The following is a 22,107-nucleotide window of genomic DNA, read 5'->3' as shown; positions in this document are numbered from 1 at the left end:
ATCTATCAATGGGGTGGTTTCATTTGTTCATCAGGATTAACTCCAAAATAAAAAATAAAAGTCGCCACCAAGCTATTTACCACCACAAACGCCCAATCTACCCCATCATGACCCAGTAAAAACCGCCCCATCAACAAAGACACGCCAAACATCACCACAAAGCATCCCAAAAGTAGTCCGATGATGACAGGATGTGTCAGCGTATAAACCACCCCTGCTTGACGTTTGGGTTTGAGCTTTTTTAGGTGAATGAATGTACCAATGACATAAACGGCCGCTCCCAACACCAAGTATCCCAAAAAACTCACTCATCTCCCCTTGTGATGGGTGTTAATACCAAGTTTTGTGCTTGCTGCACCACTTGTCTGTCAGCAATGCGTTTTGCCCACGACAACACATATGAATACTCATTTGTACCCAAAAAGGTTTTGGCATCATACGCATGATTGTCATTTTCACCCACATACAGCTTGCCAAGCACCAACGCCCCATACCACGGATAAATCGCCATATCCGCCACGCCATACTCACCTGCCATATAGTCGTGTTGTGCCAAATGTTGATTTAATACATCAAGCTGGCGTTTTGTCTCCATTGCATAGCGGTTGATGGCGTATTCTATCGGTTTGGGGGCATAAGCATAAAAATGTCCAAATCCCCCACCCACAAATGGTGCTGAACCCATTTGCCACATCAGCCAAGATAAGGCTTGGGCATGGTCTTTGGGATTTGTTGGCAAAAATTGTTCGTATTTTTGAGCAAGATACCATAAGATTGCCCCACTTTCAAAGACTGCCACAGGTTCATCGCCTGTATTATCCACCAAAGCAGGGATTTTGCTGTTTGGATTAATCTCAACAAAACCCGAAGCAAACTGCTCGCCTTGCATGATGTCTATTTTAAAAGCATCATAATCTAGCAAACCCAAAGCTTTTAATTCTTCTAGCATGATATTGACTTTGATGCCGTTTGGGGTATTCAAGCTATATAGTTGATAGGGCTTATCGCCTTTGGGTAAGGTCTGGGTGTGCCTTGCTCCTGCGGTGGGACGGTTTAAACCGCCAAAACGCCCGCCCATCTGTGGGGCTATCCATACTTGTGGGGGCAGATAGCTCATACAGCTTCCTTATACAAACGTACACATGTTGTATTTTGACCTGACTCTGGAAAAACAAAATGGTCTTTGTTGATAAATTTTACTTTTGCATCATAAGGGTCTTTATAAAGATTTACCCAATAATCCTTAAAATACTCTTGATAATCAGTATCATAGGGGATTTTTTGGCTATCATAAGCCACATAATCCACAAAATTAAAATCAGAAATATAAAACCTATCGCCTTTAACGTGCCAGCGATTTTTGATGGTAAAATGCTCAATACTCACCAACTGCCCTGTGTTTTCATAAGTTAATATCTCCCACAGTTGCGACATGGTGCCATCGGCATTGATGGTATCAAAAGTTACCGAACGCTCTTTTGAACCATCATTATAGCGAAAGTCGTCTGTGCATTTCCAATCACCAATAAACTGCGATTTGTTGAGTGCATGAGCTTGCATGCCCATCATCAACATTAGGATTAATGCCACTTTTTTCATGATATTCTCACAACAATCAAACTTTGTTATAATAACGCAAACCAAGCAAAATGTACACGAAAAATTTAATGACAATTTTATGACAAAATCAATCATCCAACAAAGACTGCCAACATGATACCCCCAAATACCCAGATTGTTTTTGTGGCGGATTTGCATTTATCTGCTGACACCTGCCATCTTAATGTCGCTTTTTGTCATTTTATCACAGAGCTGATACAACTGCCGTGTTTGTCTGCTTTATATGTCTTGGGTGATTGGCTTGATGGCTGGATTGGTGATGATGACTATCTTAGCTTATCTGATGATGAAAAAGTGCGGCATTGGCTGACCCCCATCATAGAAAAATTAAAAACTTTATCAAAAAAATCAAACATTTATATCATGCACGGCAACCGTGATTTTACCATCAGACAAACACTTTGCAATACCTTTGGTGGTCGGCTCATCAAAGAGCCATTTTATCTTAATCATCAACACATCAATTATCGCCTAGAACATGGGGACGCTTTATGTACAGATGACAAAAAATACCAACGCTATCGCAAAATTATCCGTCATCGTCTTATTTTGTGGTTACTGCTTAAACAACCCCTACACAAACGCCGTCAGCTTGCTTTGCGTATCAAACACAAAGCCCACCAAGACAAATCTCAAAAATCCAGTCGCATTATGGACACCAATCCCCAAGCGGTGGCGGATGCTTTCAACACCTGCGACATGCTGGTACATGGACACACTCACCGCCCAAATGTTCATAAACTTGATGACAAAATCCGTTTTGTGTTGGGAGATTGGCAAGATAATTTTGGTCAAGTATCCGCCATGATTGGTGTATTGACTGATGATAAATTGTCAGCTTACCATTGGCGATGGCAAAATCAAACCGCCTAAACCCCATCAACAGATTTTTTGTGAAAATTTTAAAATAACAAGATAAAATCAATCACTTAAATACAAAAATTAATTCCATTAGAGAAATGATGATTTGTTAAATTTTAAATTAAATTGATGTATTTTTGTGCAAATCCACTTTGGTCAGCCTTAGGGCATTAGCCAACACAGATAATGAGCTTAGTGCCATCGCCAAACTTGCCAGCATGGGATTTAATACCCCCATCATCGCCAGTGGTATGCCCAAACTGTTGTAGATAAAGGCAAAGAACAGATTTTGTTTGATGTTATTTAGTGTTAATCTGGCGATTTTGTGAGCGTGATAAATGCTCATCGCCCCACCTGTATCGGTATTGATAAGACGCACAGACGCTGAACCTGTGGCAACATCGGTCGCCCCACCAACCGCCATACCAATATCCGCAGTCGTCATGGCAAGTGCGTCATTTACGCCATCGCCAATCATGGCAGTTTTGTGTTTTTGTTTTATCTCATTGATTTTTATGGATTTTTCATCAGGAGATAGCCCACCCACACCATCAATACCAAGCTTGCTTGCAACGCTGTCCACCACGCTTTGACGGTCGCCACTTAAAATCATGGCATGCACGCCATCTTTTTTTAGCAGCTCTATCATAGAATAAGCATCTGATTTGATGGTATCAGCAAGGGCATACACCCCCACAATCACATCATTTACACCCACAAAAACAAGGCTTGCTGTGGGGTGTTTTTGACCAAATGCGTCTATTTGCTGACAAGATATACCAGCAAATGCTTTTGTGCCAACCTTCACCACCGCACCATCAATCACGCCTTGCACGCCTTGCCCTGCTTGACTTTTGATATTTTGAGCGGTAAAGTTGGGGGCGTGATAACCATCAGCATAAGCACAAATGGCAAGTGCTAAGGGGTGTTTGCTGTGGCTTTCTATGCTTTTGGTCATGCCAAGCACATCTTTTTTATCAGTCAAAAAAAGCGTGTCTAATACTGACAGCTGTCCATTGGTTAGCGTGCCTGTTTTATCAAATGCCATGGCAGTGATTTGCCCTGTCATCTCCAAAGCAGGTGCATCCAAAAACTGCACGCCATGACGGCTTGCCACACCCATACCTGCCATAATCGCTGTGGGGGTTGCAAGCCCCAACGCACAAGGACAAGCAATCACAAGCACCGCCACCGCTCGCATGAGTGCGGTGTCAAATTGCCCAAGCACATAAAAATTACCCAAAAAAGTCAGCAAAGCAATGATGACCACCACAGGCACAAACACGCCTGCCACTTTATCAGCAAGTCTGGCAATGGGGGCTTTGGTTCCCTGAGCATGAGCAAGTGCTTGGGTCATCTGCCCCAAAGCTGTTTTTTTGCCTGTGGCTGTCGCTTGATAAACAAAACTGCCGTCCACCACCACACTTCCTGCCAACACCATATCGCCCACGCCTTTGGCAACATAATGGCTCTCACCAGTTAAATGAGCTTCGGTGATGTCGCCTTGACCATCGGTCAGCACGCCATCTACCGCCACTTTGTCGCCATGATGAGCCATCAATATGTCGCCAACCGCAATAGATGATAAAGGCACATTGTTCCAGCCACTTTCAGATTGTTTTTTTACCATATCAGGCAATAGCCCCAAAAGATGAGCTTGGGCATTTAAACTGCCTGTTTTGGTGCGGTGCTCTAAATATTTACCAAGACTGACAAAGGACAAAATCATGACGCTGGCTTCAAAATAGACATGATGTAAAGCATGAGTGTGTGTCAGCCAAATATAAGTAGAATACACCCAAATCGCTGTCGTACCAAGCGACACCAATACGTCCATGCCAAGAAGTCCGCCCTTAATGCTCGCCCAAGCCCCCCGATAAAAACCCACTCCCAGTAGCTGAGCAATGCTGGCAAGCACAAACTGCACCCACACAGGGGGCATTAAAGCGTGCGAACCTACCATCATGCCAAGCATACCCACCCAAAACGGCACGGACAACACAAACAGCCCAATCACACGATAAGGCACGCCATCATCAGTATCACCATCTTGGGCATTATCTTGGATAAATTGCCCTGTAAAGCCTGTTTTTTTTACCCACGTCAAAAGCTCATCATCAGCCACCGCTTGATTTAGCTCAATGACCGCCGTCTCTGTGGCAAAATTAACCTGAGCAAGATGAACGCCATCTTTTTTACTCAGCACCTTTTCTAAGCGAGTGGCACAAGCTTGACAGGTCATGCCTTGTATTTTTAGAGTTTTAGTAAGCATTGACATGGTCTTATCTAAATGGTCTTGTTAAAATGGCTGTGAACAAACAAAAGTCAGATACCTAAAATCAAAAACCGAACAACAAGTTCGGTCTGATGAGTTTAAGTGGTACTAAATCCTGCATCTTCCACCGCTTCAATCAGTTGGGGTTTTTGTACTTGTTCATCATCATACTCAATCACCGCTTGTTTGGAAGCAAAGTCCACATTCACGGCGTTTACCCCTGTGATGTCATTTAGGGCGTTTTGCACACTGGTCGCACAGCCACCACAGGTCATACCAAGGACATTTAAAGTTAGAGTTTGAATAGCCATAAAATTACCTTTATTATTAATAGGTTTATACTTTTATAAGATTAAAATCTGACATTTCAAGGCATTTATCTAAGCTTAGTCTCATGGCACAACCGCTACGCCACCCCAAGCCATATCTAGCCCACACGTTTCAGGCAAATCAAACATTAAATTCATGTTTTGTACGGCTTGACCGCTTGCTCCTTTGACAAGATTGTCTTGCACCACCAACAAAGTCAATACATCGTCGTCTTGATGAATGGCAATTTTTAGGCGGTTAGACGCACGCACCGAACGGGTATCAGGCAGAGAGCCTTTGGGCAACACATCAACAAAAAACTCATGCTGATAGGTTTTTTCAAATACCGCCTGCCAATCTACTGCCCTGCCTTTGTCTGTCAAAGTCAAATGAATGGTGCTAAACATGCCCCGTATCATCGGCACAAGGTGTGGCACAAAGCGGATTTTTTGGGGAAATTTTGAGCCAAGCAGTTCATGCACGCCTTGGCTAATCTCTGGATGATGACGATGTCCTGCCACCGCATAAGCACTAAAATTATCAGACAGCTCACTAAATAGCAGATTCATTTTGGCATTACGTCCCGCCCCTGATATGCCTGATTTGGCATCAATGATGATATTTGGTAAAATCAACGGCTCGTTTTGCTGATTTTGCTCATCAATCACAGGTTTTAAGCCCAAAATGGCAGTTGTGGGATAACAGCCGGGATTAGCAACCACTTGGGCGGATTTGATGTCATCTCTTTGAGTGTTGCCAAGCTCTGCCATGCCATAAACAGACTTTGCCAACACATCGCCACAAGTATGCTCCAAACCATACCATTTGCTAAATTCATCCAAGTTTTGCAAACGAAAATCTGCCCCCAAATCAATGACTTTGACCCCTTGTGCAACCAAATTTGGCGTATGTGTCATCGCAACACCGTGGGGGGTGGCAAAAAACACCACATCACAGTTTTTGCCAATCTGTACCATCATCTCATCAGTCATGTCGCTGTATGGCACATCACACGCCCCAAGCAAACTGGGGAAAATGTCGCTGACTTTACGACCTTTTTCACTTCTGGATGTCAAATAACAAATGCGTGCGCGTGGGTGTCTTGACAACAAACGAATCAGCTCAACACCCGTATAACCTGTACCACCAATGATGGCAATATTGATTTTTTGCATGAGATAATCCAATCAGAATTTGGCAAATTGTAACGTGTATTATGCTTTTTGGCAAATAAAACTTGACACATATTACAAGTGATATTTTATCACCAATTCATGATAGACAATTTAATTAAAGGCACTACATTATTGATAAAAAAGGTTTTACAGGCACCCACAATGGCACAAAACTTCAAGGCGGTTTTCACGGCATCAATGCCAGAGAAATCTCAGGCATATTTACCAACGACCAACAAGGCATACAAGGGGCATTTGGGGCAAAACAAAGCCGATAACACCACTTGGCATTTTTGATGGGTACATTAAAATAGTGGTGATTTGCCACATCTTATCATCACAACCCATCAAGACCACGCTTTAAATCATCAATAATATCCTTGGCATTTTCAAGTCCCACAGACAGGCGAATTAGCCCATCATTCACGCCTGCATCTGCTCTTTGCTCAGGTGTCATACGAAAATGCGTGGTGGACGCAGGGTGAGTAATTGTTGATTTGGCATCACCTAAATTGTTTGTGATACTAATCATGCGTGTGCTATCAATCACTTGCCATGCACTGTCTTTATCCGCCACTTCAAAGCCGATAATCGCTCCAAATGCCCCGCCTGCCACATCTAAATACGTGTGTTGGCGTTTGGCAAGCTCATGGCTAGGGTGAGTGGATAATCCTGAAAAATGCACTCGTTGCACCTTGGGGTGGTCAGATAAAAACTGTGCCACCTGATTGGCGTTTTCGCAATGAGCTTTCATACGTAGCGTTAAGGTTTCAAGCCCTTTTAGTAGCAACCACGCATTAAAAGGCGATAAACTAATCCCACCTGTACGCACAACCGTAAAGGCTTTTTCCATCAGCACATCAGAACCAACCAACGCCCCGCCCAACACACGCCCCTGACCATCTATGTATTTAGAAGCTGAATGAATGACCACATCTGCCCCAAGCTCTAAGGGCTTTTGCATGGCAGGTGTGGCAAAACAGTTATCCACAATCAATAACGCCCCATTCTTATGAGCCAGCTTTGCCAAAAATGATAAGTCAGCGATTTGAGCCAAAGGATTTGATGGGCTTTCACAGTAGAGTATTTTGGTGTTTGGCTGAATGGCATTTGTCCATGCGTCATTATCAAAACAATCCACATAGCTGATTTGTACCCCAAAGGCTTTAAAATAAGTATCAAACAATGCCACCGATGAGCCAAATAACTGCTTGGCACACAACAAATGGTCGCCTGCACTTAGATAGGCCAGACACATGGTTAAAATCGCCCCCATGCCACTTGCTGTCGCCACACAACGCTCACCCCCTTCCATCAATGCCAATCGCCTTTCAAAAGCTCGTACGGTGGGGTTGGTATGGCGACTATATACATTGCCTTTTTTTGTGCCATTAAAATGGTCGGCAGCGTCTTTGGCACAAGCATATACATAACTGCTGGTGGTAAAAATGGCTTCACCATGCTCGCCTTCATCTGTGCGATGATAGCCACCACGCACCGCCAAGGTTTGAGCTAAAAAACCCAGTGCAGGGTCTAGGGCATCGGACTGCCAATTCTCATCTAATATCGCCATAAGATTCCTTTTTTATATTCATCATCTAAAACGCAGGGGCTCTTTTAGGAATTGCCCCAAAAAATTCATTGCGAGCTTGTTTATCCGTGCTTAACGCCCCAAGCGTACTTACGGTGCGAGTGGTGGACTGCTGTTTATTGACACCACGCATCATCATGCACATATGACTTGCGTCCATAACCACCGCCACGCCATGACAGTCGGTTAATTGTTGTATGGCGGTGGCAACTTGCTTGGTCAGATTTTCTTGAATTTGTAATCTGCGAGCGTACATGTCCACAATACGAGCCACTTTGGACAACCCCAACACTTTGCCATTTGGCAAATAGCCAACATGAGCCACGCCATAAAATGGCAAAATATGATGCTCACACAACGAATAAAATTCAATGTTTTGCACCAATACCAATTCAGGGTTATCCGATTCAAACACCGCCCCATTAGCCACCACATCAAGGCTTTGGTGATAACCACGGGTCAGATAACTAAATGCCTTGGATGCACGCATGGGTGTATCAAGCAATCCATCTCTGCTTAAATCTTCGCCACAACCTTGTATGATTTGGGCATAATGTTCGGCAATTTTTTGGTCATCAGGAACAAAAGGGGTAAAAATAGGGGAATGTGCCATGTCTGCTATCTGTCATTAAAAATGCTATATCTTAACCCAAAATCTGTGTTTGGCAAGCAAAAATCCAACTTTTTTCATGAAAATTTAGCAATTTATCCTGAAATAACATTCATATAACTTAACAGTTTAGATTTCTTTATTTGTTTACAAATGTTCTGATATTTTTGGCGTTTTTAAAAAAACATGGTATAATTTGCCAAATTTTTATCAATGAGTGATTTTATGCTATTACAGGGTCAAAGATTTGTGGTAACAGGCATTGCCAGCAAACTGTCTATCGCTTGGGCGATTGCTGAGAGCTTGCACCGTGAAGGGGCTGAGCTGATTTTAACCTACCCTAATGACAAAATAAAAAAGCGTGTGGAAATGGCAGCCGAAGCCTTTAACGCCGTGGCGGTGATTGAGTGTGATGTTGGTTCTGATGAGTCCATTGATGCCTGTTTTGCTCAAATTGACCAAATTTGGGGGCAAAGTGATGATGGTGGCATTAACGGCATTGTTCACGCCATTGGATTTGCTCCTGCCGACCAGCTAGATGGTGATTTTACTACTGCCACCACCCGAGCAGGTTCTGCCATCGCTCATGACATTTCTAGTTATAGTTTTGTGGCACTTGCCAAAGCAGGTCGCAAGCTACTTGCCATGCGTCAAGGCTCACTATTGACACTTACCTATGAAGGCAGCATTTCCGTTCTTCCCAATTACAACGTCATGGGCATGGCAAAAGCCAGCTTAGAAGCAAGTGTGCGTTATCTTGCCACGTCGCTTGGCAAAGATGGCATTCGTGTCAATGCCATCAGTGCAGGACCCATCCGTACTTTGGCAGCCAGTGGCATCAAATCGTTTCGCCGTATGCTAGATGTCAGCGAAAAAGTTGCACCACTACAACGCAATGTCAGCCAAGAAGAAGTGGGCAATGCTGCTTTATTTTTGATGTCGCCTTGGGCAAGTGGTATTACAGGAGAGATTTTATTTGTAGATGCTGGCTTTAACACCGTAGCAATCAGCGAACAAATCATGGCAATGGCAGATGATACAGAAGCTTAGTCTGCTACCCACACCCATTAAAAGCACAGATTTTTCTTGTGCTTTTATTTTTGCCAAAAAACTGCTAGAATGTTGATTTTGTGTTAATTTAAAATCACTTTTTTGACATCACAATGCAAGATAAAATCCCCACATGGGTACTATTTGGGGCGGTGGTATTGGCGTTTTGTGCAGGGATTTTAAACACCACCGCTTTGATGGGCTTCACACACATCTCAGCATCTCATGTTACAGGCAATGTCAGTCAAGTAGCCGTAACGTGGTTTTATGGCGACTGGCTAAATCTAAAACTCTTTATCATTTCTATTGGTTCATTTTGGTTTGGCTCAGTATTAAGTGGCATGATTATCGGCAGTAGTGAGCTTCACATCAACCGCCATTATGGCTATGCCATGTATTTGCAATTTGCCCTACTGTCTGGCAGTTTGTGGCTGTATCTTAATAATAACGAATACGGTCAAATGCTCATCGCCACTGCCTGTGGTTTACAAAATTCTATGGTAACCACTTATCATGGTGTGGTGGTTCGTACCACGCACTTAACAGGCGTTACGTCTGATTTGGGGGCAACTGTCGGTCAGTGGCTGGTCGGTCGCAAGGTCAGCAAAAGTAAAATCATGCTCCATAGCGGTCTGTGGTGGGGATTTTTTATTGGGGGCTTTGTGGCGGTGTGGCTATATGCCAAAATTGGCTATTTATCCATGCTGTTGCCCATGATGGTGATTTTATTTTCAGCCATCACCTATCATCGCATGGAACGCTGGTACACCAAATCTGAACGACTCATTAGATTACAACGCTTAAAATCCAAACGCAAAAGACGCCATCAAAAATCACAACCAAAAACTCATCTACCTGATTAAACTAATTTTTAAACACGTTGATTAAATTTACCAACACTGTCTTTTGAGTACTGGTTAAGTCCTGCCAATACCTATCAAGTTCATCATTGTTCCATGTCGCATCTTGCATACAATCAATAAAAAAGTAACTAATTGGTGTCTGTAAAAAATTAGCAATTTCCACCAAATGAGCAACATTGATTTTATTTGTGCCACGCTCATATCTTGATAACTGCTGTTGAGAAATACCTATCATTTCTGACAATTTATCCGCAGAATAGCCTTTTTCTTTGCGTTTTAACTGAATGCGTTTACCAATCAATTCATCTACTTTAACAACAGGCAATTGTGGCATTTTAAACCCTATTTAAAAAATACACTTCTATTGACCATTTTCCTTATTTTCTACGCTTGATTAAACATCATTAATAGTGTAAAATTATAAAAATTTACTCTTTTATAGATTTTTTTAAGGACTTTTTATGTCAAATTCTGATAACAATCAGGAATTAAAAGCTGGTTTTTTAATATTTGCAGTCTTAACAATCAAAATCTTCTTGGGCACGATTATGCCCATTTATGCCATTATCAAAGACATACAGTATGGCAACACAATATGGGTGATTGCTGATTTTATTTTCTTTGTACCTGTTGGCACAATACGTGGTTTAATGTATTTATTTTAATTTTGGGAAACATGCGATGAAATCGTTTTTTATTTGTACAATCACTTTGTGCTTATTTGCCTGCAATGAGAACAAAACTCATTTAGAGACACGAGTTACCACAAGAGACGAGATGATTGCTTACTACAACAAAATGAATGATGATGAGATAAGGCGAGTTTTTATAGAACAAAATATTGGGCAATGTTTTAGTGAATTTCAAAAGCAACAAATACCAAATGCCGGTCTTGCTTGTAATTGCGTCATGAATGACATTGCAAGACAGATGTCAATCTTAGATTTAAAAACTATGCTACTGCCTGCCGAATATGTTTCAGGACATATCATACATGATATTAGTAGTCGGTCAAATATGGCAATGCTACAAGCTGTAATAAACCGCCAAAAATAAATGATAAATAAAAAACACACCAGTTAAGTGTGTTTTTTTCTTAATACAACGTTAAGCTTCTTGTGTCCAACGCTTTTGACTTCCTTTAATGACTTCTTTGGCTTCATCAATTCCAAAAAAACCCTGCACGACGGTTGTGCCTGCTTTTTTTAGGTCTTTATAGTGATTAAAATGAAATTCTAGCTGTTTGATGAGTTGTTTTGGCAAATCATCAAGGCTTTGATAAGCATTGCCGTTATTGCGGTCATCGGCAGGCACAACAATAATCTTATCATCCACTTCGCCATCATCAACAAATTTCATCACACCAATCACACGAGCCTTTAAAAACACCCCTGTCGTTAAAGGTTGCTCAGTGATGATAAGTGCGTCCAACTCATCGCCATCTTCATCTAAGGTTTGGGGAATAAAGCCATAATTGCAAGGCTTAGCAAAAGCAATCGGCTCAACACGGTCAAGCTCAAAGCACGCCAGTTTGCGATTCCACTCAATTTTGTGGTTTGAGCCCGTGGGAATCTCCACCACCACATTAATCTCGCCTGCGTCCACATCGCCTGCATCTAAGATTTTGTTAAAATCTGCCATAACATCTCCAAGTAGATTGCAAATAGGTCATTGTAATATTAAATTATCCCAAGTGCAATCGCAATTTTGTATTTTATGCCCCATGACAAGCACAAACAAATCTAGGGTCTCTTTATCGCTACCTAAAATCATCAATCATCTCAAAGAGATTTTTCCTTGGTGTCTTTTTTGAATATTTATGATAAATTTATAAATAAATTCATGAACTTGTGTGTCATTAAATTTGCCAAACTGAGCTAGTTTTACCATTGCCATGCCTGCATAACCACATGGGTTGATGGCGTTAAATGCACTCAAATCATTGATAAGATTGATTGCAATACCATGATAACTGTGCCCTTGCTTAATTTTAAAACCCAAAGAAGCGATTTTGCCCAACATATCACCTTGATGATTATAAATATACACCCCAGGGGCATCTTGGCGTGCTTTGGCGGTTAAATCAGAGGGCAGATACTCACTCACCACATCTTCTATGGCCTGCTCGGCATGACTGACCAAATCTCGCACCCCCATACCAAGATGATGTAAATCCCACAGCCAGTACACCACAAGCTGTCCTGTGCCGTGCCAAGTTACCTGCCCGCCACGGTCGGTTTTGATAATCGGAGTGTCAGTTCGGTGCAAAATATGCTCTTCTTTGCCAGCTTGCCCCAAAGTATAAACGTCTTGATGTTCCACAATCCACAGCTCATCGGCTGTTTGTACGCCCCCTTTTTTGTCATCAATGCTGTGTAACACACGACCAAGCATGGCATCATGTGTGGCATTGTATTCAGCGTTGGGGTGAATGCTTGTGTGTAGGTCATCCCATTGCAGGGCGGATAAATCTAATGTATGCAAGTTTAGGTCATTCATGATAATACGTCAGTAAAAATTTGGGATATTTTACGCCAAATTATGATTTTTCCCAATAAAATTTAACGTTTCCCATTATCTCATAAATTTGTTATCATAGTTCAAACTTTTTAAAAGAATCCCACCATGACCAACCAACCCATCATCACTTCGCTTTTGGATAATGATTTATATAAATTTACCATGCTCCAAGCCATGCTCCATCAGTTTCCCCAAACGCATGGTGTGTACCGTTTTCGCTGTCGCAATAATGATGATTTGGCATTTAATCTAGCTGACATCAAAGACGATTTAGAGCATCAGCTTGATTTGCTATGTCAGCTTAAATTCACCCAAGATGAGCTTGATTATCTGCGGTCTTTGCGGTTTATTAAGCCTGATTTTGTGGATTATATGGAGCTGTTTCAGCTAAAACGGCGTTTTATTAAAGTCTCTATTGATACCGATGGTAGGCTAGACATTGAGATTGAAGGGGCGATGATACAAGCGATGTTTTTTGAGATTTTTGTACTGTCGCTTGTCAATCAGCTTTATTATGAACGCTTAAACAGCTCAAACGCACTGACAGAAGGGCAAAAACGTCTTGATGAAAAAGTACAAATCTTAAAACATTATGAAATGTTGGAGCTGTCAGAAGTGGACAATCCCCCTTTTGTGGTGGCGGATTTTGGGACACGCAGACGCTACTCAAAAGATTGGCATTATCATGTAGTAAAGACGCTCACCCACGCTTGCCCAGCGATTTTTCGTGGAACATCCAATGTATATCTTGCCAAAGAGCTGGGCATTACCCCCATTGGCACGATGGCACACGAATTTTTACAAGCCTTTCAAGCCTTAGATGTGCGTTTGCGTGAAAGCCAAAAAGCAGCCTTGGAGTGCTGGGTGCGTGAATATCGGGGGGATTTGGGGATTGCCCTGACAGACGTGGTAGGCATGGACGCATTTTTGCGAGATTTTGATTTGTATTTTGCCAAGCTGTTTGACGGCTTACGCCATGATAGTGGCGACCCTTATGCTTGGGGTGATAAAGCCATTGCTCATTATGAAAAACTTAAAATTGACCCAAAAACCAAAAGCCTGACATTTAGCGATGGGCTAACGCTTGAAAAAGCATGGGATTTGCACCAATATTTTAAAAAGCGTATCAAAACCGCCTTTGGGATTGGTACCAATCTCACCAACGACATGGGGCTCACTCAGCTTAATATCGTGTTAAAACTGGTAGAATGCAACGGACAACCTGTCGCCAAGCTTTCAGACAGCCCTGGCAAGACAATGATTGATGACGACACTTATTTGGCCTACCTAAGACAAGTGTTTGATGTCAAATAGCACACAAATACTGGCTAATGACATCAAACTGCTGGGCTCTGGGTAAATTACAACCCTGCTTTCAAACTTGCCACGATAAACTTATCCAAATCGCCATCAAGTACCGCTTGCGTGTTGGAGTTTTCAACGCCTGTGCGTAAGTCTTTGATACGAGAGTCATCTAGCACATAAGAGCGGATTTGACTGCCCCAACCAATGTCAGATTTACTGTCTTCCAAGGCTTGCTGTTTTTCCATGCGTTTTTGCATTTCTAGCTCATAAAGTTTAGCACGGAGCATTTTCATGGCGGTGTCTTTGTTGGCGTGCTGAGAGCGTTCATTTTGACACGCCACCACAACCCCTGTGGGCTGATGGGTGATACGCACCGCAGAGTCTGTGGTATTGACGTGCTGACCACCCGCCCCACTTGACCGATAGGTATCAATGCGTAAGTCGCTTGGGTTGATGTCAATCTGCACATTATCATCAATCTCAGGTGAGACAAACACGGCTGCAAAAGACGTGTGCCGACCGTTATTACTATCAAAAGGCGACTTACGTACCAAGCGATGCACACCAATCTCGGTACGCAGCCAACCAAAAGCATAATCACCCTTGACAGCGATGGTAGCCGATTTGATGCCTGCCACACCCCCTTCGGACACTTCCATGACTTCTGCCTTAAAGCCGTGGCTTTCGCACCAACGCAAATACATGCGAAGGAGCATTTGCGACCAATCTTGAGCTTCGGTACCCCCTGAGCCTGCCTGTATGTCAAGATAGCAGTTGTTGGCGTCCATCTCACCACCAAACATCCGCTTAAACTCCAAATCTTCCACACTTTTTAGGGCTTCATCTAGCTCAGCTTGCACATCAACCAGCAAACTTTCGTCATCAGCTTCTAGTGCCAATTCAAGCATGGCTGATGCATCATCAAGACGTGCTGACAAGCCGTCCACCACACCCACAATACCATCTAGCACTGATTTTTCTTTGCTGATTTTTGTGGCAAGCTCAGGATTGTTCCAAAGCTCAGGATTTTCAAGCTCTAAATTGACTTCTTCTAGACGTTCTTTCTTGGCTTCAACGTCAAAGATACCTCCAAAGCTCATCACCACGGGTGCGTAAGTCTTTGATTTGTTCGGTATAAATTGCAATTTCCATGATTTTTCTCACAAAATAAAATGACTATTATAACAAATTTCACACCAAGACAAAATCCAACATTATAATTCAATCAACTCACCCGCTTGGTCAAAATTTGCCAGCCTTTTTAAGATTTTGATACTTTCATTCTTTTGGGTGATGATTTCATCTTTGTGAGCATGATAAGTTTTAAACGCTCATTTTCAGCTTGTAGGGCTTCATTGTTGGCATAGTGGTTATAATGATAATTAGCATGATGATTTTGGGTTTGTAGCACCACGTTTTTATCACTCACACGAATCAGTTCAAGCACGCTCACATCAAACACTTTGGCAATCTCATCAAGCCGCTCCAAACTTGGTAAACTTTCACCCCGTTCAATCTTGGCATAGCCATTTTTTGACATACCCAAACGCTCCGCCATTTGTTCTTGCGACCAGTTACGCTCTTCTCTTAATTCCTTAATAACATCATATGCAATCATAATGACCTACTGCTGGTGGGTGAATAAAACTACTGTGGGTTGGTTGATAAAGATTTGTTTCATTGTATCATGGGTGTTACAAAAACTTAATCTAATGGCAAAAACTGTTCAAATACTGCCCAAAAATAAGCAAGTTTTGTGCCATTTATTAACAAATCAAGAGGATTTCATGAAAAACGATGAAAAATAGTAGGCATAATGACAATGGTAATGTTGCTATCATCTATTGGCACATGGCTTGGTTCGGGATATTTATTATGGCAAGCCATTGATGTTAATAGTTTTGGCATGGGCATTGTTTGGTTTGTTGCTTGGGGAGTTATGGGCGGCATTGCCCAATCTTTTATTGCCCTACTAATTTCTATGGCAATCATTGCTGTTTTATCTATTTTTATAGGAAAATAATACATGATTTGGTTAATTGTTGTTATTGCGATTATTGGTTTTGTTTGGTGGGTAAATGCAACCGCAAGTAGCAGAGATGCACAAAAAGCACTTAACATCATTGGCGACAGTCATAGCCTAATCGTAGACCACTTTCCATACAGTCAATTTAAAACTGCTTGGCAAGATATTATTTGTGTAGAAAGTGCTTATTTAACGTTGATAGTTTTTATTCATGGCATGACAATAGACGGCAAAGGTAGTCAGCAAAAACAGGATATGGTTAAAATTATCGTTGAGCGATGGTGTGGCTTTATTTTGAGGGTGTCTACTTTGCCAAATACAACAACCAACATCAATATGGTTAAACAAAAATTAATGACCAAGCAAAATATTTATTTACCTTTGATTGAAAAATATTTCAAAGACATATCATCAAACCATAAATTAAAAAATAATACAGATATTATTACTTATGAAAATTATCAGTTATATGAAAATTTTATGAAATTTTGCTTAGAAAATTATCAAGACATTATGTCCAATGAGCAATCTTGCTTAACCTTTCATAGAAATAAAATAGACAGCAATCATTTTTATGCCATTCATGATAGCATAGCTGATGAAGAAAGACATGCTGGACAAAATAAACACGATTATTACCAAGATTTGAGACGAAAGGGAGAAGGGAGCGATAGAGATATAAAAATAGACGAAAGAACAAAGTTTATCCGCCATCATATTACACTACTTTTGTCTTGTTGTTATAATTACAAACAGCAAAGACGTATCAGTTAGCAATTTTTATTGTATAGGATTTTCTAGTTAATGAGTAAAAAATTTCGCACCCATTACGACAATCTAGGTGTCTCTCGTAATACCCAATCTGAAGTGATTAAGGCAGCCTACAAAGCCCTTGCTCAAAAATACCACCCTGATAGAAACCCCAATAATCCCGATGCTGAACGCATTATGAAAATCATCAATACCGCCTATCAGGTATTGATTGACCCTGTACGTCGTGCTGAACATGACCGCTGGATTGATGAGCAAGAAGCTAAAATTTATAATCAATCAACCCAAAATCAAAACAATAGTTCGGAAAATCATAAAAATCAATCCAACAACCAAGATTATTATGATAATTCTTATACAAAAAATCACCAAACGCAATCAACCACCAATCAACGTTATGATTATACAGGAAGCAACAATACACGAAATAATAATGCCAACAGACAAAATAACCATGCCAAATACCAAAACTACCAAGAAACTTATGCAAAAGAAAAACCATCATTTTGGTCTTTTGGACGTATGAGACGTACAACTTATGCCCTATTATCTATTCCTACATTATTTGTATGGATGATAATCCGCATTGGTATGGAAGGTGCTGTATCATCAATGGATGATTATGATATAGCAACATTGTTTTTTATGACAATGATAGAGTTAATACCCCTTTATTTTTTGGTATTTATTGGCATAAAAAGACTGCATGATTGTGACTATAAGGGCTGGTGGATTTTAATTCCATTTGTTATTTGTGTAATATGGTTTGTAAGACCAACACAAGGAACAAATCGTTTTGGCACCAACCCAAGAGATAGCTACGCTGATGATGAAGCAGAAACAGAGGAAGATTATTCTTTTTTTGGCGTCATTGTGGTGAGTATTTTTATAAATTTAGCAATGATTTCCAACATTAATTCACAACAAAATGAAAGCAACAATACAAACAATACAGCACGAGATGGTTATCAAAAACCAATCCAAAATTTACCACAAACATCAACCATACAAACCAGTGCACCTAATAACCCCCAACAAACGTTGGATACCGTCCAATTACTCAATCAAACAAGGTTAGATTATAAAAATGCAGTCGCCGAGATTAATCGCGTCTGGGAACAGTTACACCCAAGTGTGCAAGACTATCTAAAAGATGAACAGGTTGAATTTAACAAACAACGTGAAAGCCACTGCAAAGAGCAATCACTCACGCTTAATGTTGATAATAATGGGCGTGAAGCCTATCGCTATCATTGTGCCACACAATTACTCAATGAAAGAATAGCACATCTTAAAACCCAAATAAATACTGTCATATCCAGTCCGTTAAACAATATTCCAAGCAAAGATGAATTTATACTATCTGCAATGATGAATATTTATAATAATCCAGAGTCAGCACCACCAATAAATATTTGCCAAAGCAATATATACTGCAATGCATTTTCGGCATTATCTCAATACTGGATTGATATTCCTGATGATTATCGTTATAAAGGTCAATTCAATATCAAATATCAAGCCCAAATTGGTGACGGATATGGTCTCAACAAAGGCTTTACACTAAATCAAGAACAATCCATCTTATTAGCAGAGGGAGGTGATTTAGTTTATTACAACTCTGGTGGTGGAAGTCCTGAGCAAGAAAAAATATTTGCCGAAGGATTAGTTGTGCTATTGTACATTGAAGAGATGAATGGTTGGCTATAATTAATTTTAATAAATTAAATTTTAAGGAAATTTCATGAAAAAGTTAATTCTATCAAGTTTATTATTGGCAAGCAATCAAATGGCAATGGCAGCAAACTGGATACCATCACAATCTAGTAGCACAGAACACAAAGAAACCACCCATATAGATTGGGATAGCATTAAAGGCTATTACTTTAATAGCTATGACAAAAATAACTACTATGTCAATGCTTGGGTAAAAAAGAACTATCCAACCGCTCAAAAATTAACAAACGGCAAACTCTACCGAGAAGAAAAATCTTTTTGGTACGTGGATTGCTTAAACCAAAAAATGCAAATTAGCGAAGCTCACTTTCATACCAGCACAGGTAAATATGTTGGTAGTCAAACCAATTACGTTTCAAATTACTCTTCTAGTAATTGGAATAGGATAGTACCAGGGTCAGTTGGTGAAACAATTGCAACAGACGTTTGTCTATACTACAACTTTAAACTCTCCAATCAAACAAAATAAATAAGCATAGGGGCTAGTTATGGAAATTCTGCTGTGGACAATCGGTGCAGTTATTGCTTTTTTTTGCTTGGGCGTATTATTCTGGTTATAAGCATGAGCTTGCCTATCGCCAAGTAATTGCCGATTTACAAACACAACTTAGCCAAAATCCTGTTAAGTTTTTTCAACCACATTATCATTTTCATCCCAATAATTATATTGGTAATGATGAATTGATTGCCCTACTGATAGAAAAAGTGATTATGTTATCACTACAAAGAAATATTCGCTCCAATTTTAATGCGAATATTATTCCATCAGACATTCAAACCCTACCAGATGCCAATCAAGCCTTTCAAAGGCTTTATAGCTTGGCATATTCCATCGCCAATGACAGACACTAGCTACCAATCCACCACTTGCCACCCTTTTTCCACCGCATGAGCTTTTAACATCTCATCAGGATTGACGCACACCGCCACATCAGCATACTCTAAAAGTGGTATGTCATTTTTAGAATCCGAATAGGCAATGAGCTTATCAAAATAAGTGCCTTGGGCATTTTTTTGGGCAATCAGTTTTTCTAAATGAAAAATCTTACCTTCTTTAAAATTGGGTCTGTCTGCCACCTTGCCCGTATAGGCATTATCCACCACTTCTAATCGTGTCGCCAACGTATGCTCATTATCAATACCAAATAAAGCAGCGATTGGCACGACCACAAAATCATTGGTGGCACTAATCACTACCACCGTATCGCCTTGATTTTTATGATGATTGATTTGCTCTATGGCTTTATCTCGCATGGCAGGTTTTATCCATGTATCAAGATACTCATGACGATAAGCAACAAGCTCATTCATGGACTTAGTCTTTAAAAAACTTGCCACAAACTCATTATACTCTACCGCATCTAGCGTACCTGCCAAATAATCATGATAAAACTTATCATTCATAGCTTTATAAAACTTGCTGTCCACCAAGCCATTTTCTACCAAAAACTGCCCCCAACTGTGGTCGCTGTCCACATTTAACATGGTCATATCTAGGTCAAATAACGCCAAATTTGCCATACATTCCCCCACATAAAAAAGATAAAATTGTATCAGTTTTTATAAAAAAACAGCAATATTAAAAAACAAAAAAGAGCAAAAAGCCCTTTTTATTGTCATATCAATGAAAAATTGCCCCTAATACCACAAAAGAGATGGCACTAATGACGGCTGCTGCTGGCAGAGTAATCACCCACGCCATGCCAATTGGCTTCATCAGTTTCCAGTTGGTATTTTCATTAACCAGCCCAATCCCCAATACTGCCCCCACCAAAATGTGTGTGCTAGATACAGGAATGCCAAGGCTTGATGCTCCCATCACCACCGCAGCTGCTGCAAGTTCAGCCGAAAAACCTGATGCTGGGTGCATCTCGGTTAAATTTGTACCAACGGTTTGAATGACTTCCTTACCAATAAACCACAAGCCCACAATGAGCGACACCCCAAAGGTTACCATGACAGGCGCTGGCACAACCGCTTTGGCAGCGATGGCGTTTTCTTTGATGACGTCCATAATTGCCACAAAGGGCCCTACTGCATTAGCAATGTCGTTTGAGCCATGACTAAACGCAAAGGCACAGGCGGTAAATACCTGCATCCAGCTAAACATGATGAAAGTTGCTTTGCCCAAATCTTCTTTGTGTTTACCACGAATGGTCTTGGTATAAATAAAGGCCGTCAGCCACACCATCGCCCCAATCATACCCATCACCAACGCAGAATGCAAGGTGGATAAATCTAGCCCTGTATTTTTTAATCCTTTAAACACCACCATCGCGGTCATCACCACTGCCCCCAAGGCCGCAATGAGTGGCACCCATGTTTTTAAAGCCTTTAAGGTGTCAAGATTGCCTCGCTGATTTTCTAAGTCATAAAGCTCTTTATAGTACTCAGTTTCAAACTCATCAGCACTTGCAGCCCCTTCTTTATACAAGTCTTCATCTCGTAAAATGGCGGTTGTATAGTGCAATTTACCTTCATGACTTAAAGACTCTAAGTACGTTTTTTGTGTGGTTTTTAGACGCTTTTTTTCGGCTTTTAGATGCTTAACCTTGGTTTCCATCTCATCATTATAGGCTAGGATATTTTTCTTGATCAAACCATAAATGACATAAGACAACGCCCCACCCAGCACAGGTGATAGCACCCATGAGATGGCAATCTCACCAATTTTTGACCATTTGACTGTCTCAAAAGCAAGATTTGTTCCTCCCAAATTTATCCCCAAAACGATGGACGACCCCACAATCCCCCCAATGATGGCGTGTGTGGTAGAAACAGGCAAGCCCCGTTTGGTGGCAAATAACAGCCAAAACGCTGCGGCAATCAAGGCTGATAACATTAAATAAATAAACTGTTCAGGCGATACGCCCAAATCTGAAATGTCCACAATACCACTGCGGATAGTATCTGTAACCGCTGCCCCAGCCAGCACCGCTCCAGACACTTCAAAAATCGCCGCCACCGCCAAGGCTTGGGTAACCGTCAGCGTGCCTGCCCCAACAGACGTACCAAAAGAATTGGCGACATCATTGCCACCAATATTAAACGCCATAAAAATACCAAAAAAAGCGGCGACCAAAAATAATGCCACCTGCTGATGATTGGTATAATCCAAGCCCCAAATCACAAAATAAATGCTCATACCTGCCATCAAAAGAGCAAAAAAGACATTTGCCATCATGGGCGTGGATTGTTTTGTTGAATTTACCATAAAATCCGCCAAAAAGGGTTTGTTTTTAAAATAAAAATCTACCAAATTGCACAATCATTCATCATTGTACTTAGTGTCATATTATAAAAAGTAATTATGACAGTTATATGACAATTTTAACATATTCAGCAACATTTAGGGGAGTTATCAAACCTGCCGTCATCATGTTTAGCATTTTCA

Annotated in this window: 27 protein-coding genes; 12 read left to right on the top strand and 15 right to left on the bottom strand. The window is 40.9% G+C overall.

What is annotated here, in order from left to right; translation table 11 throughout:
- Positions 1-5 precede the first annotated feature (5 nt).
- Genes CEW93_RS03665 through CEW93_RS03655 form a run of 3 tightly spaced genes read right to left on the bottom strand, consistent with a single transcriptional unit; the run spans position 6 to position 1,599 of the window.
- Positions 6-308 carry a hypothetical protein gene (locus CEW93_RS03665; RefSeq protein ID WP_089540114.1) on the bottom strand — a complete coding sequence of 101 codons (303 nt, stop codon included), beginning with the start codon at positions 306-308 and terminating at the stop codon, positions 6-8.
- Positions 305-1,117, bottom strand: a complete 813-nt coding sequence (gene yghU, locus CEW93_RS03660) for a glutathione-dependent disulfide-bond oxidoreductase (RefSeq protein WP_089540117.1) — start codon at positions 1,115-1,117, stop codon at positions 305-307. Before yghU ends, CEW93_RS03665 begins: the two co-directional genes overlap by 4 nt.
- Positions 1,114-1,599 carry a hypothetical protein gene (locus CEW93_RS03655; protein WP_143822780.1) on the bottom strand — a complete coding sequence of 162 codons (486 nt, stop codon included), beginning with the start codon at positions 1,597-1,599 and terminating at the stop codon, positions 1,114-1,116. Before CEW93_RS03655 ends, yghU begins: the two co-directional genes overlap by 4 nt.
- Before the next feature lie 114 nt (positions 1,600-1,713).
- Here CEW93_RS03655 and CEW93_RS03650 point away from each other — a divergent pair, with 114 nt between their 5' ends.
- Positions 1,714-2,493 carry a UDP-2,3-diacylglucosamine diphosphatase gene (locus tag CEW93_RS03650; protein WP_089540121.1) on the top strand — a complete coding sequence of 260 codons (780 nt, stop codon included), beginning with the start codon at positions 1,714-1,716 and terminating at the stop codon, positions 2,491-2,493.
- A 109-nt stretch (positions 2,494-2,602) separates the two neighbouring features.
- On the opposite strand, the gene CEW93_RS03645 is transcribed toward CEW93_RS03650, so the two are convergent.
- The 3 genes from CEW93_RS03645 to argC all read right to left on the bottom strand — a co-directional run bounded on the left by CEW93_RS03645 (position 2,603) and on the right by argC (position 6,240).
- Positions 2,603-4,759 (bottom strand): cation-translocating P-type ATPase, encoded by a 2,157-nt coding sequence (locus CEW93_RS03645; RefSeq protein ID WP_089540123.1) that lies wholly within the window; start codon positions 4,757-4,759, stop codon positions 2,603-2,605.
- 95 nt (positions 4,760-4,854) lie between these two features.
- Positions 4,855-5,067, bottom strand: a complete 213-nt coding sequence (locus tag CEW93_RS03640; RefSeq protein WP_222432715.1) for a heavy-metal-associated domain-containing protein — start codon at positions 5,065-5,067, stop codon at positions 4,855-4,857.
- A gap of 81 nt (positions 5,068-5,148) precedes the next feature.
- Positions 5,149-6,240 carry an N-acetyl-gamma-glutamyl-phosphate reductase gene (argC, locus tag CEW93_RS03635; RefSeq protein WP_089540125.1) on the bottom strand — a complete coding sequence of 364 codons (1,092 nt, stop codon included), beginning with the start codon at positions 6,238-6,240 and terminating at the stop codon, positions 5,149-5,151.
- 128 nt (positions 6,241-6,368) lie between these two features.
- Here argC and CEW93_RS11065 point away from each other — a divergent pair, with 128 nt between their 5' ends.
- The gene (locus CEW93_RS11065; RefSeq protein ID WP_186727890.1) at positions 6,369-6,518 is read left to right on the top strand and encodes a transferrin-binding protein-like solute binding protein; all 150 of its coding nucleotides are present in this window, start codon (positions 6,369-6,371) and stop codon (positions 6,516-6,518) included.
- A 59-nt stretch (positions 6,519-6,577) separates the two neighbouring features.
- On the opposite strand, the gene CEW93_RS03630 is transcribed toward CEW93_RS11065, so the two are convergent.
- A complete protein-coding gene (locus CEW93_RS03630) occupies positions 6,578-7,813 on the bottom strand; it encodes an O-succinylhomoserine sulfhydrylase (RefSeq protein WP_089540128.1) in 1,236 nt (411 codons plus the stop codon).
- A 25-nt stretch (positions 7,814-7,838) separates the two neighbouring features.
- A complete protein-coding gene (folE, locus tag CEW93_RS03625; protein WP_089540130.1) occupies positions 7,839-8,444 on the bottom strand; it encodes a GTP cyclohydrolase I FolE in 606 nt (201 codons plus the stop codon).
- A 222-nt stretch (positions 8,445-8,666) separates the two neighbouring features.
- On the opposite strand from folE, the gene CEW93_RS03620 reads away from it, so the two are divergent.
- A complete protein-coding gene (locus CEW93_RS03620) occupies positions 8,667-9,491 on the top strand; it encodes an enoyl-ACP reductase (RefSeq protein ID WP_089540248.1) in 825 nt (274 codons plus the stop codon).
- A 113-nt stretch (positions 9,492-9,604) separates the two neighbouring features.
- Positions 9,605-10,354 (top strand): YoaK family protein, encoded by a 750-nt coding sequence (locus CEW93_RS03615; protein WP_089540133.1) that lies wholly within the window; start codon positions 9,605-9,607, stop codon positions 10,352-10,354.
- A 1-nt stretch (position 10,355) separates the two neighbouring features.
- Here the strand turns inward: CEW93_RS03615 and CEW93_RS03610 are convergent, their stop codons facing one another.
- Positions 10,356-10,688 (bottom strand): helix-turn-helix domain-containing protein, encoded by a 333-nt coding sequence (locus CEW93_RS03610; protein ID WP_089540135.1) that lies wholly within the window; start codon positions 10,686-10,688, stop codon positions 10,356-10,358.
- 127 nt (positions 10,689-10,815) lie between these two features.
- On the opposite strand from CEW93_RS03610, the gene CEW93_RS03605 reads away from it, so the two are divergent.
- Positions 10,816-11,019, top strand: coding sequence for a hypothetical protein (locus CEW93_RS03605; protein WP_089540137.1), 204 nt, complete (start codon positions 10,816-10,818; stop codon positions 11,017-11,019).
- 16 nt (positions 11,020-11,035) lie between these two features.
- Positions 11,036-11,410, top strand: coding sequence for a hypothetical protein (locus CEW93_RS03600; RefSeq protein WP_089540139.1), 375 nt, complete (start codon positions 11,036-11,038; stop codon positions 11,408-11,410).
- 51 nt (positions 11,411-11,461) lie between these two features.
- Here the strand turns inward: CEW93_RS03600 and CEW93_RS03595 are convergent, their stop codons facing one another.
- Positions 11,462-11,995 (bottom strand): inorganic diphosphatase, encoded by a 534-nt coding sequence (locus CEW93_RS03595; protein ID WP_089540141.1) that lies wholly within the window; start codon positions 11,993-11,995, stop codon positions 11,462-11,464.
- Between the two features lie 135 nt (positions 11,996-12,130).
- Positions 12,131-12,853, bottom strand: a complete 723-nt coding sequence (gene lipB / locus CEW93_RS03590) for a lipoyl(octanoyl) transferase LipB (RefSeq protein ID WP_089540143.1) — start codon at positions 12,851-12,853, stop codon at positions 12,131-12,133.
- A 126-nt stretch (positions 12,854-12,979) separates the two neighbouring features.
- On the opposite strand from lipB, the gene pncB reads away from it, so the two are divergent.
- Complete coding sequence (pncB, locus tag CEW93_RS03585) at positions 12,980-14,188, top strand: nicotinate phosphoribosyltransferase (protein ID WP_089540145.1); 1,209 nt, start codon at positions 12,980-12,982, stop codon at positions 14,186-14,188.
- Between the two features lie 47 nt (positions 14,189-14,235).
- Here the strand turns inward: pncB and prfB are convergent.
- Positions 14,236-15,331 (bottom strand): peptide chain release factor 2 gene (gene prfB, locus CEW93_RS03580; RefSeq protein ID WP_255503923.1). Its coding sequence is split into 2 segments (ribosomal slippage): positions 14,236-15,258 and positions 15,260-15,331, totalling 1,095 coding nucleotides; the frame shifts between segments, so codons are not numbered across the junction.
- 109 nt (positions 15,332-15,440) lie between these two features.
- A complete protein-coding gene (locus tag CEW93_RS03575) occupies positions 15,441-15,797 on the bottom strand; it encodes a helix-turn-helix domain-containing protein (protein ID WP_222432714.1) in 357 nt (118 codons plus the stop codon).
- Between the two features lie 204 nt (positions 15,798-16,001).
- On the opposite strand from CEW93_RS03575, the gene CEW93_RS10775 reads away from it, so the two are divergent.
- From CEW93_RS10775 to CEW93_RS03550, 5 genes are read left to right on the top strand one after another with little or no spacing between them, the layout of a single operon-like run.
- On the top strand, positions 16,002-16,202 hold the full coding sequence (locus tag CEW93_RS10775) for a hypothetical protein (protein ID WP_089540151.1): 201 nt from the start codon (positions 16,002-16,004) through the stop codon (positions 16,200-16,202).
- 3 nt (positions 16,203-16,205) lie between these two features.
- The gene (locus CEW93_RS03565) at positions 16,206-16,979 is read left to right on the top strand and encodes a hypothetical protein (RefSeq protein WP_089540153.1); all 774 of its coding nucleotides are present in this window, start codon (positions 16,206-16,208) and stop codon (positions 16,977-16,979) included.
- A gap of 30 nt (positions 16,980-17,009) precedes the next feature.
- Positions 17,010-18,686 carry a DnaJ domain-containing protein gene (locus tag CEW93_RS03560; RefSeq protein WP_089540155.1) on the top strand — a complete coding sequence of 559 codons (1,677 nt, stop codon included), beginning with the start codon at positions 17,010-17,012 and terminating at the stop codon, positions 18,684-18,686.
- Positions 18,687-18,720: 34 nt separating this feature from the next.
- Positions 18,721-19,182, top strand: a complete 462-nt coding sequence (locus CEW93_RS03555) for a surface-adhesin E family protein (RefSeq protein WP_089540157.1) — start codon at positions 18,721-18,723, stop codon at positions 19,180-19,182.
- 44 nt (positions 19,183-19,226) lie between these two features.
- Positions 19,227-19,565, top strand: a complete 339-nt coding sequence (locus CEW93_RS03550) for a hypothetical protein (protein WP_255503922.1) — start codon at positions 19,227-19,229, stop codon at positions 19,563-19,565.
- On the opposite strand, the gene CEW93_RS03545 is transcribed toward CEW93_RS03550, so the two are convergent.
- A complete protein-coding gene (locus CEW93_RS03545; protein WP_089540159.1) occupies positions 19,566-20,234 on the bottom strand; it encodes an HAD family phosphatase in 669 nt (222 codons plus the stop codon).
- A 100-nt stretch (positions 20,235-20,334) separates the two neighbouring features.
- Positions 20,335-21,927, bottom strand: coding sequence for an inorganic phosphate transporter (locus CEW93_RS03540; protein ID WP_089540250.1), 1,593 nt, complete (start codon positions 21,925-21,927; stop codon positions 20,335-20,337).
- Between the last annotated feature and the right edge of the window lie 180 nt (positions 21,928-22,107).

This window comes from Moraxella sp. VT-16-12, assembly GCF_002224245.2.
Taxonomy (GTDB): domain Bacteria; phylum Pseudomonadota; class Gammaproteobacteria; order Pseudomonadales; family Moraxellaceae; genus Moraxella.
Note: the sequence above shows the minus strand (reverse complement) of the source record. Positions and strands in the feature narration are given on the sequence as shown.

Coding starts and splice junctions, on each gene's coding strand:
- CEW93_RS03630 (WP_089540128.1), bottom strand. CDS start 7,813: ATGGCGATATTAGATGAGAATTGGCAGTCCGATGCCCTAGACCCTGCA.
- folE (WP_089540130.1), bottom strand. CDS start 8,444: ATGGCACATTCCCCTATTTTTACCCCTTTTGTTCCTGATGACCAAAAA.
- CEW93_RS03545 (WP_089540159.1), bottom strand. CDS start 20,234: ATGGCAAATTTGGCGTTATTTGACCTAGATATGACCATGTTAAATGTG.
- yghU (WP_089540117.1), bottom strand. CDS start 1,117: ATGAGCTATCTGCCCCCACAAGTATGGATAGCCCCACAGATGGGCGGG.
- CEW93_RS03645 (WP_089540123.1), bottom strand. CDS start 4,759: ATGTCAATGCTTACTAAAACTCTAAAAATACAAGGCATGACCTGTCAA.
- CEW93_RS03655 (WP_143822780.1), bottom strand. CDS start 1,599: ATGAAAAAAGTGGCATTAATCCTAATGTTGATGATGGGCATGCAAGCT.
- CEW93_RS03540 (WP_089540250.1), bottom strand. CDS start 21,927: ATGGTAAATTCAACAAAACAATCCACGCCCATGATGGCAAATGTCTTT.
- CEW93_RS03595 (WP_089540141.1), bottom strand. CDS start 11,995: ATGGCAGATTTTAACAAAATCTTAGATGCAGGCGATGTGGACGCAGGC.
- CEW93_RS10775 (WP_089540151.1), top strand. CDS start 16,002: ATGGTAATGTTGCTATCATCTATTGGCACATGGCTTGGTTCGGGATAT.
- pncB (WP_089540145.1), top strand. CDS start 12,980: ATGACCAACCAACCCATCATCACTTCGCTTTTGGATAATGATTTATAT.
- CEW93_RS03650 (WP_089540121.1), top strand. CDS start 1,714: ATGATACCCCCAAATACCCAGATTGTTTTTGTGGCGGATTTGCATTTA.
- CEW93_RS03605 (WP_089540137.1), top strand. CDS start 10,816: ATGTCAAATTCTGATAACAATCAGGAATTAAAAGCTGGTTTTTTAATA.
- CEW93_RS03615 (WP_089540133.1), top strand. CDS start 9,605: ATGCAAGATAAAATCCCCACATGGGTACTATTTGGGGCGGTGGTATTG.
- argC (WP_089540125.1), bottom strand. CDS start 6,240: ATGCAAAAAATCAATATTGCCATCATTGGTGGTACAGGTTATACGGGT.
- lipB (WP_089540143.1), bottom strand. CDS start 12,853: ATGAATGACCTAAACTTGCATACATTAGATTTATCCGCCCTGCAATGG.
- CEW93_RS03560 (WP_089540155.1), top strand. CDS start 17,010: ATGAGTAAAAAATTTCGCACCCATTACGACAATCTAGGTGTCTCTCGT.
- CEW93_RS03600 (WP_089540139.1), top strand. CDS start 11,036: ATGAAATCGTTTTTTATTTGTACAATCACTTTGTGCTTATTTGCCTGC.
- CEW93_RS03640 (WP_222432715.1), bottom strand. CDS start 5,067: ATGGCTATTCAAACTCTAACTTTAAATGTCCTTGGTATGACCTGTGGT.
- CEW93_RS03555 (WP_089540157.1), top strand. CDS start 18,721: ATGAAAAAGTTAATTCTATCAAGTTTATTATTGGCAAGCAATCAAATG.
- CEW93_RS03610 (WP_089540135.1), bottom strand. CDS start 10,688: ATGCCACAATTGCCTGTTGTTAAAGTAGATGAATTGATTGGTAAACGC.
- CEW93_RS03620 (WP_089540248.1), top strand. CDS start 8,667: ATGCTATTACAGGGTCAAAGATTTGTGGTAACAGGCATTGCCAGCAAA.
- CEW93_RS03565 (WP_089540153.1), top strand. CDS start 16,206: ATGATTTGGTTAATTGTTGTTATTGCGATTATTGGTTTTGTTTGGTGG.
- CEW93_RS03575 (WP_222432714.1), bottom strand. CDS start 15,797: ATGATTGCATATGATGTTATTAAGGAATTAAGAGAAGAGCGTAACTGG.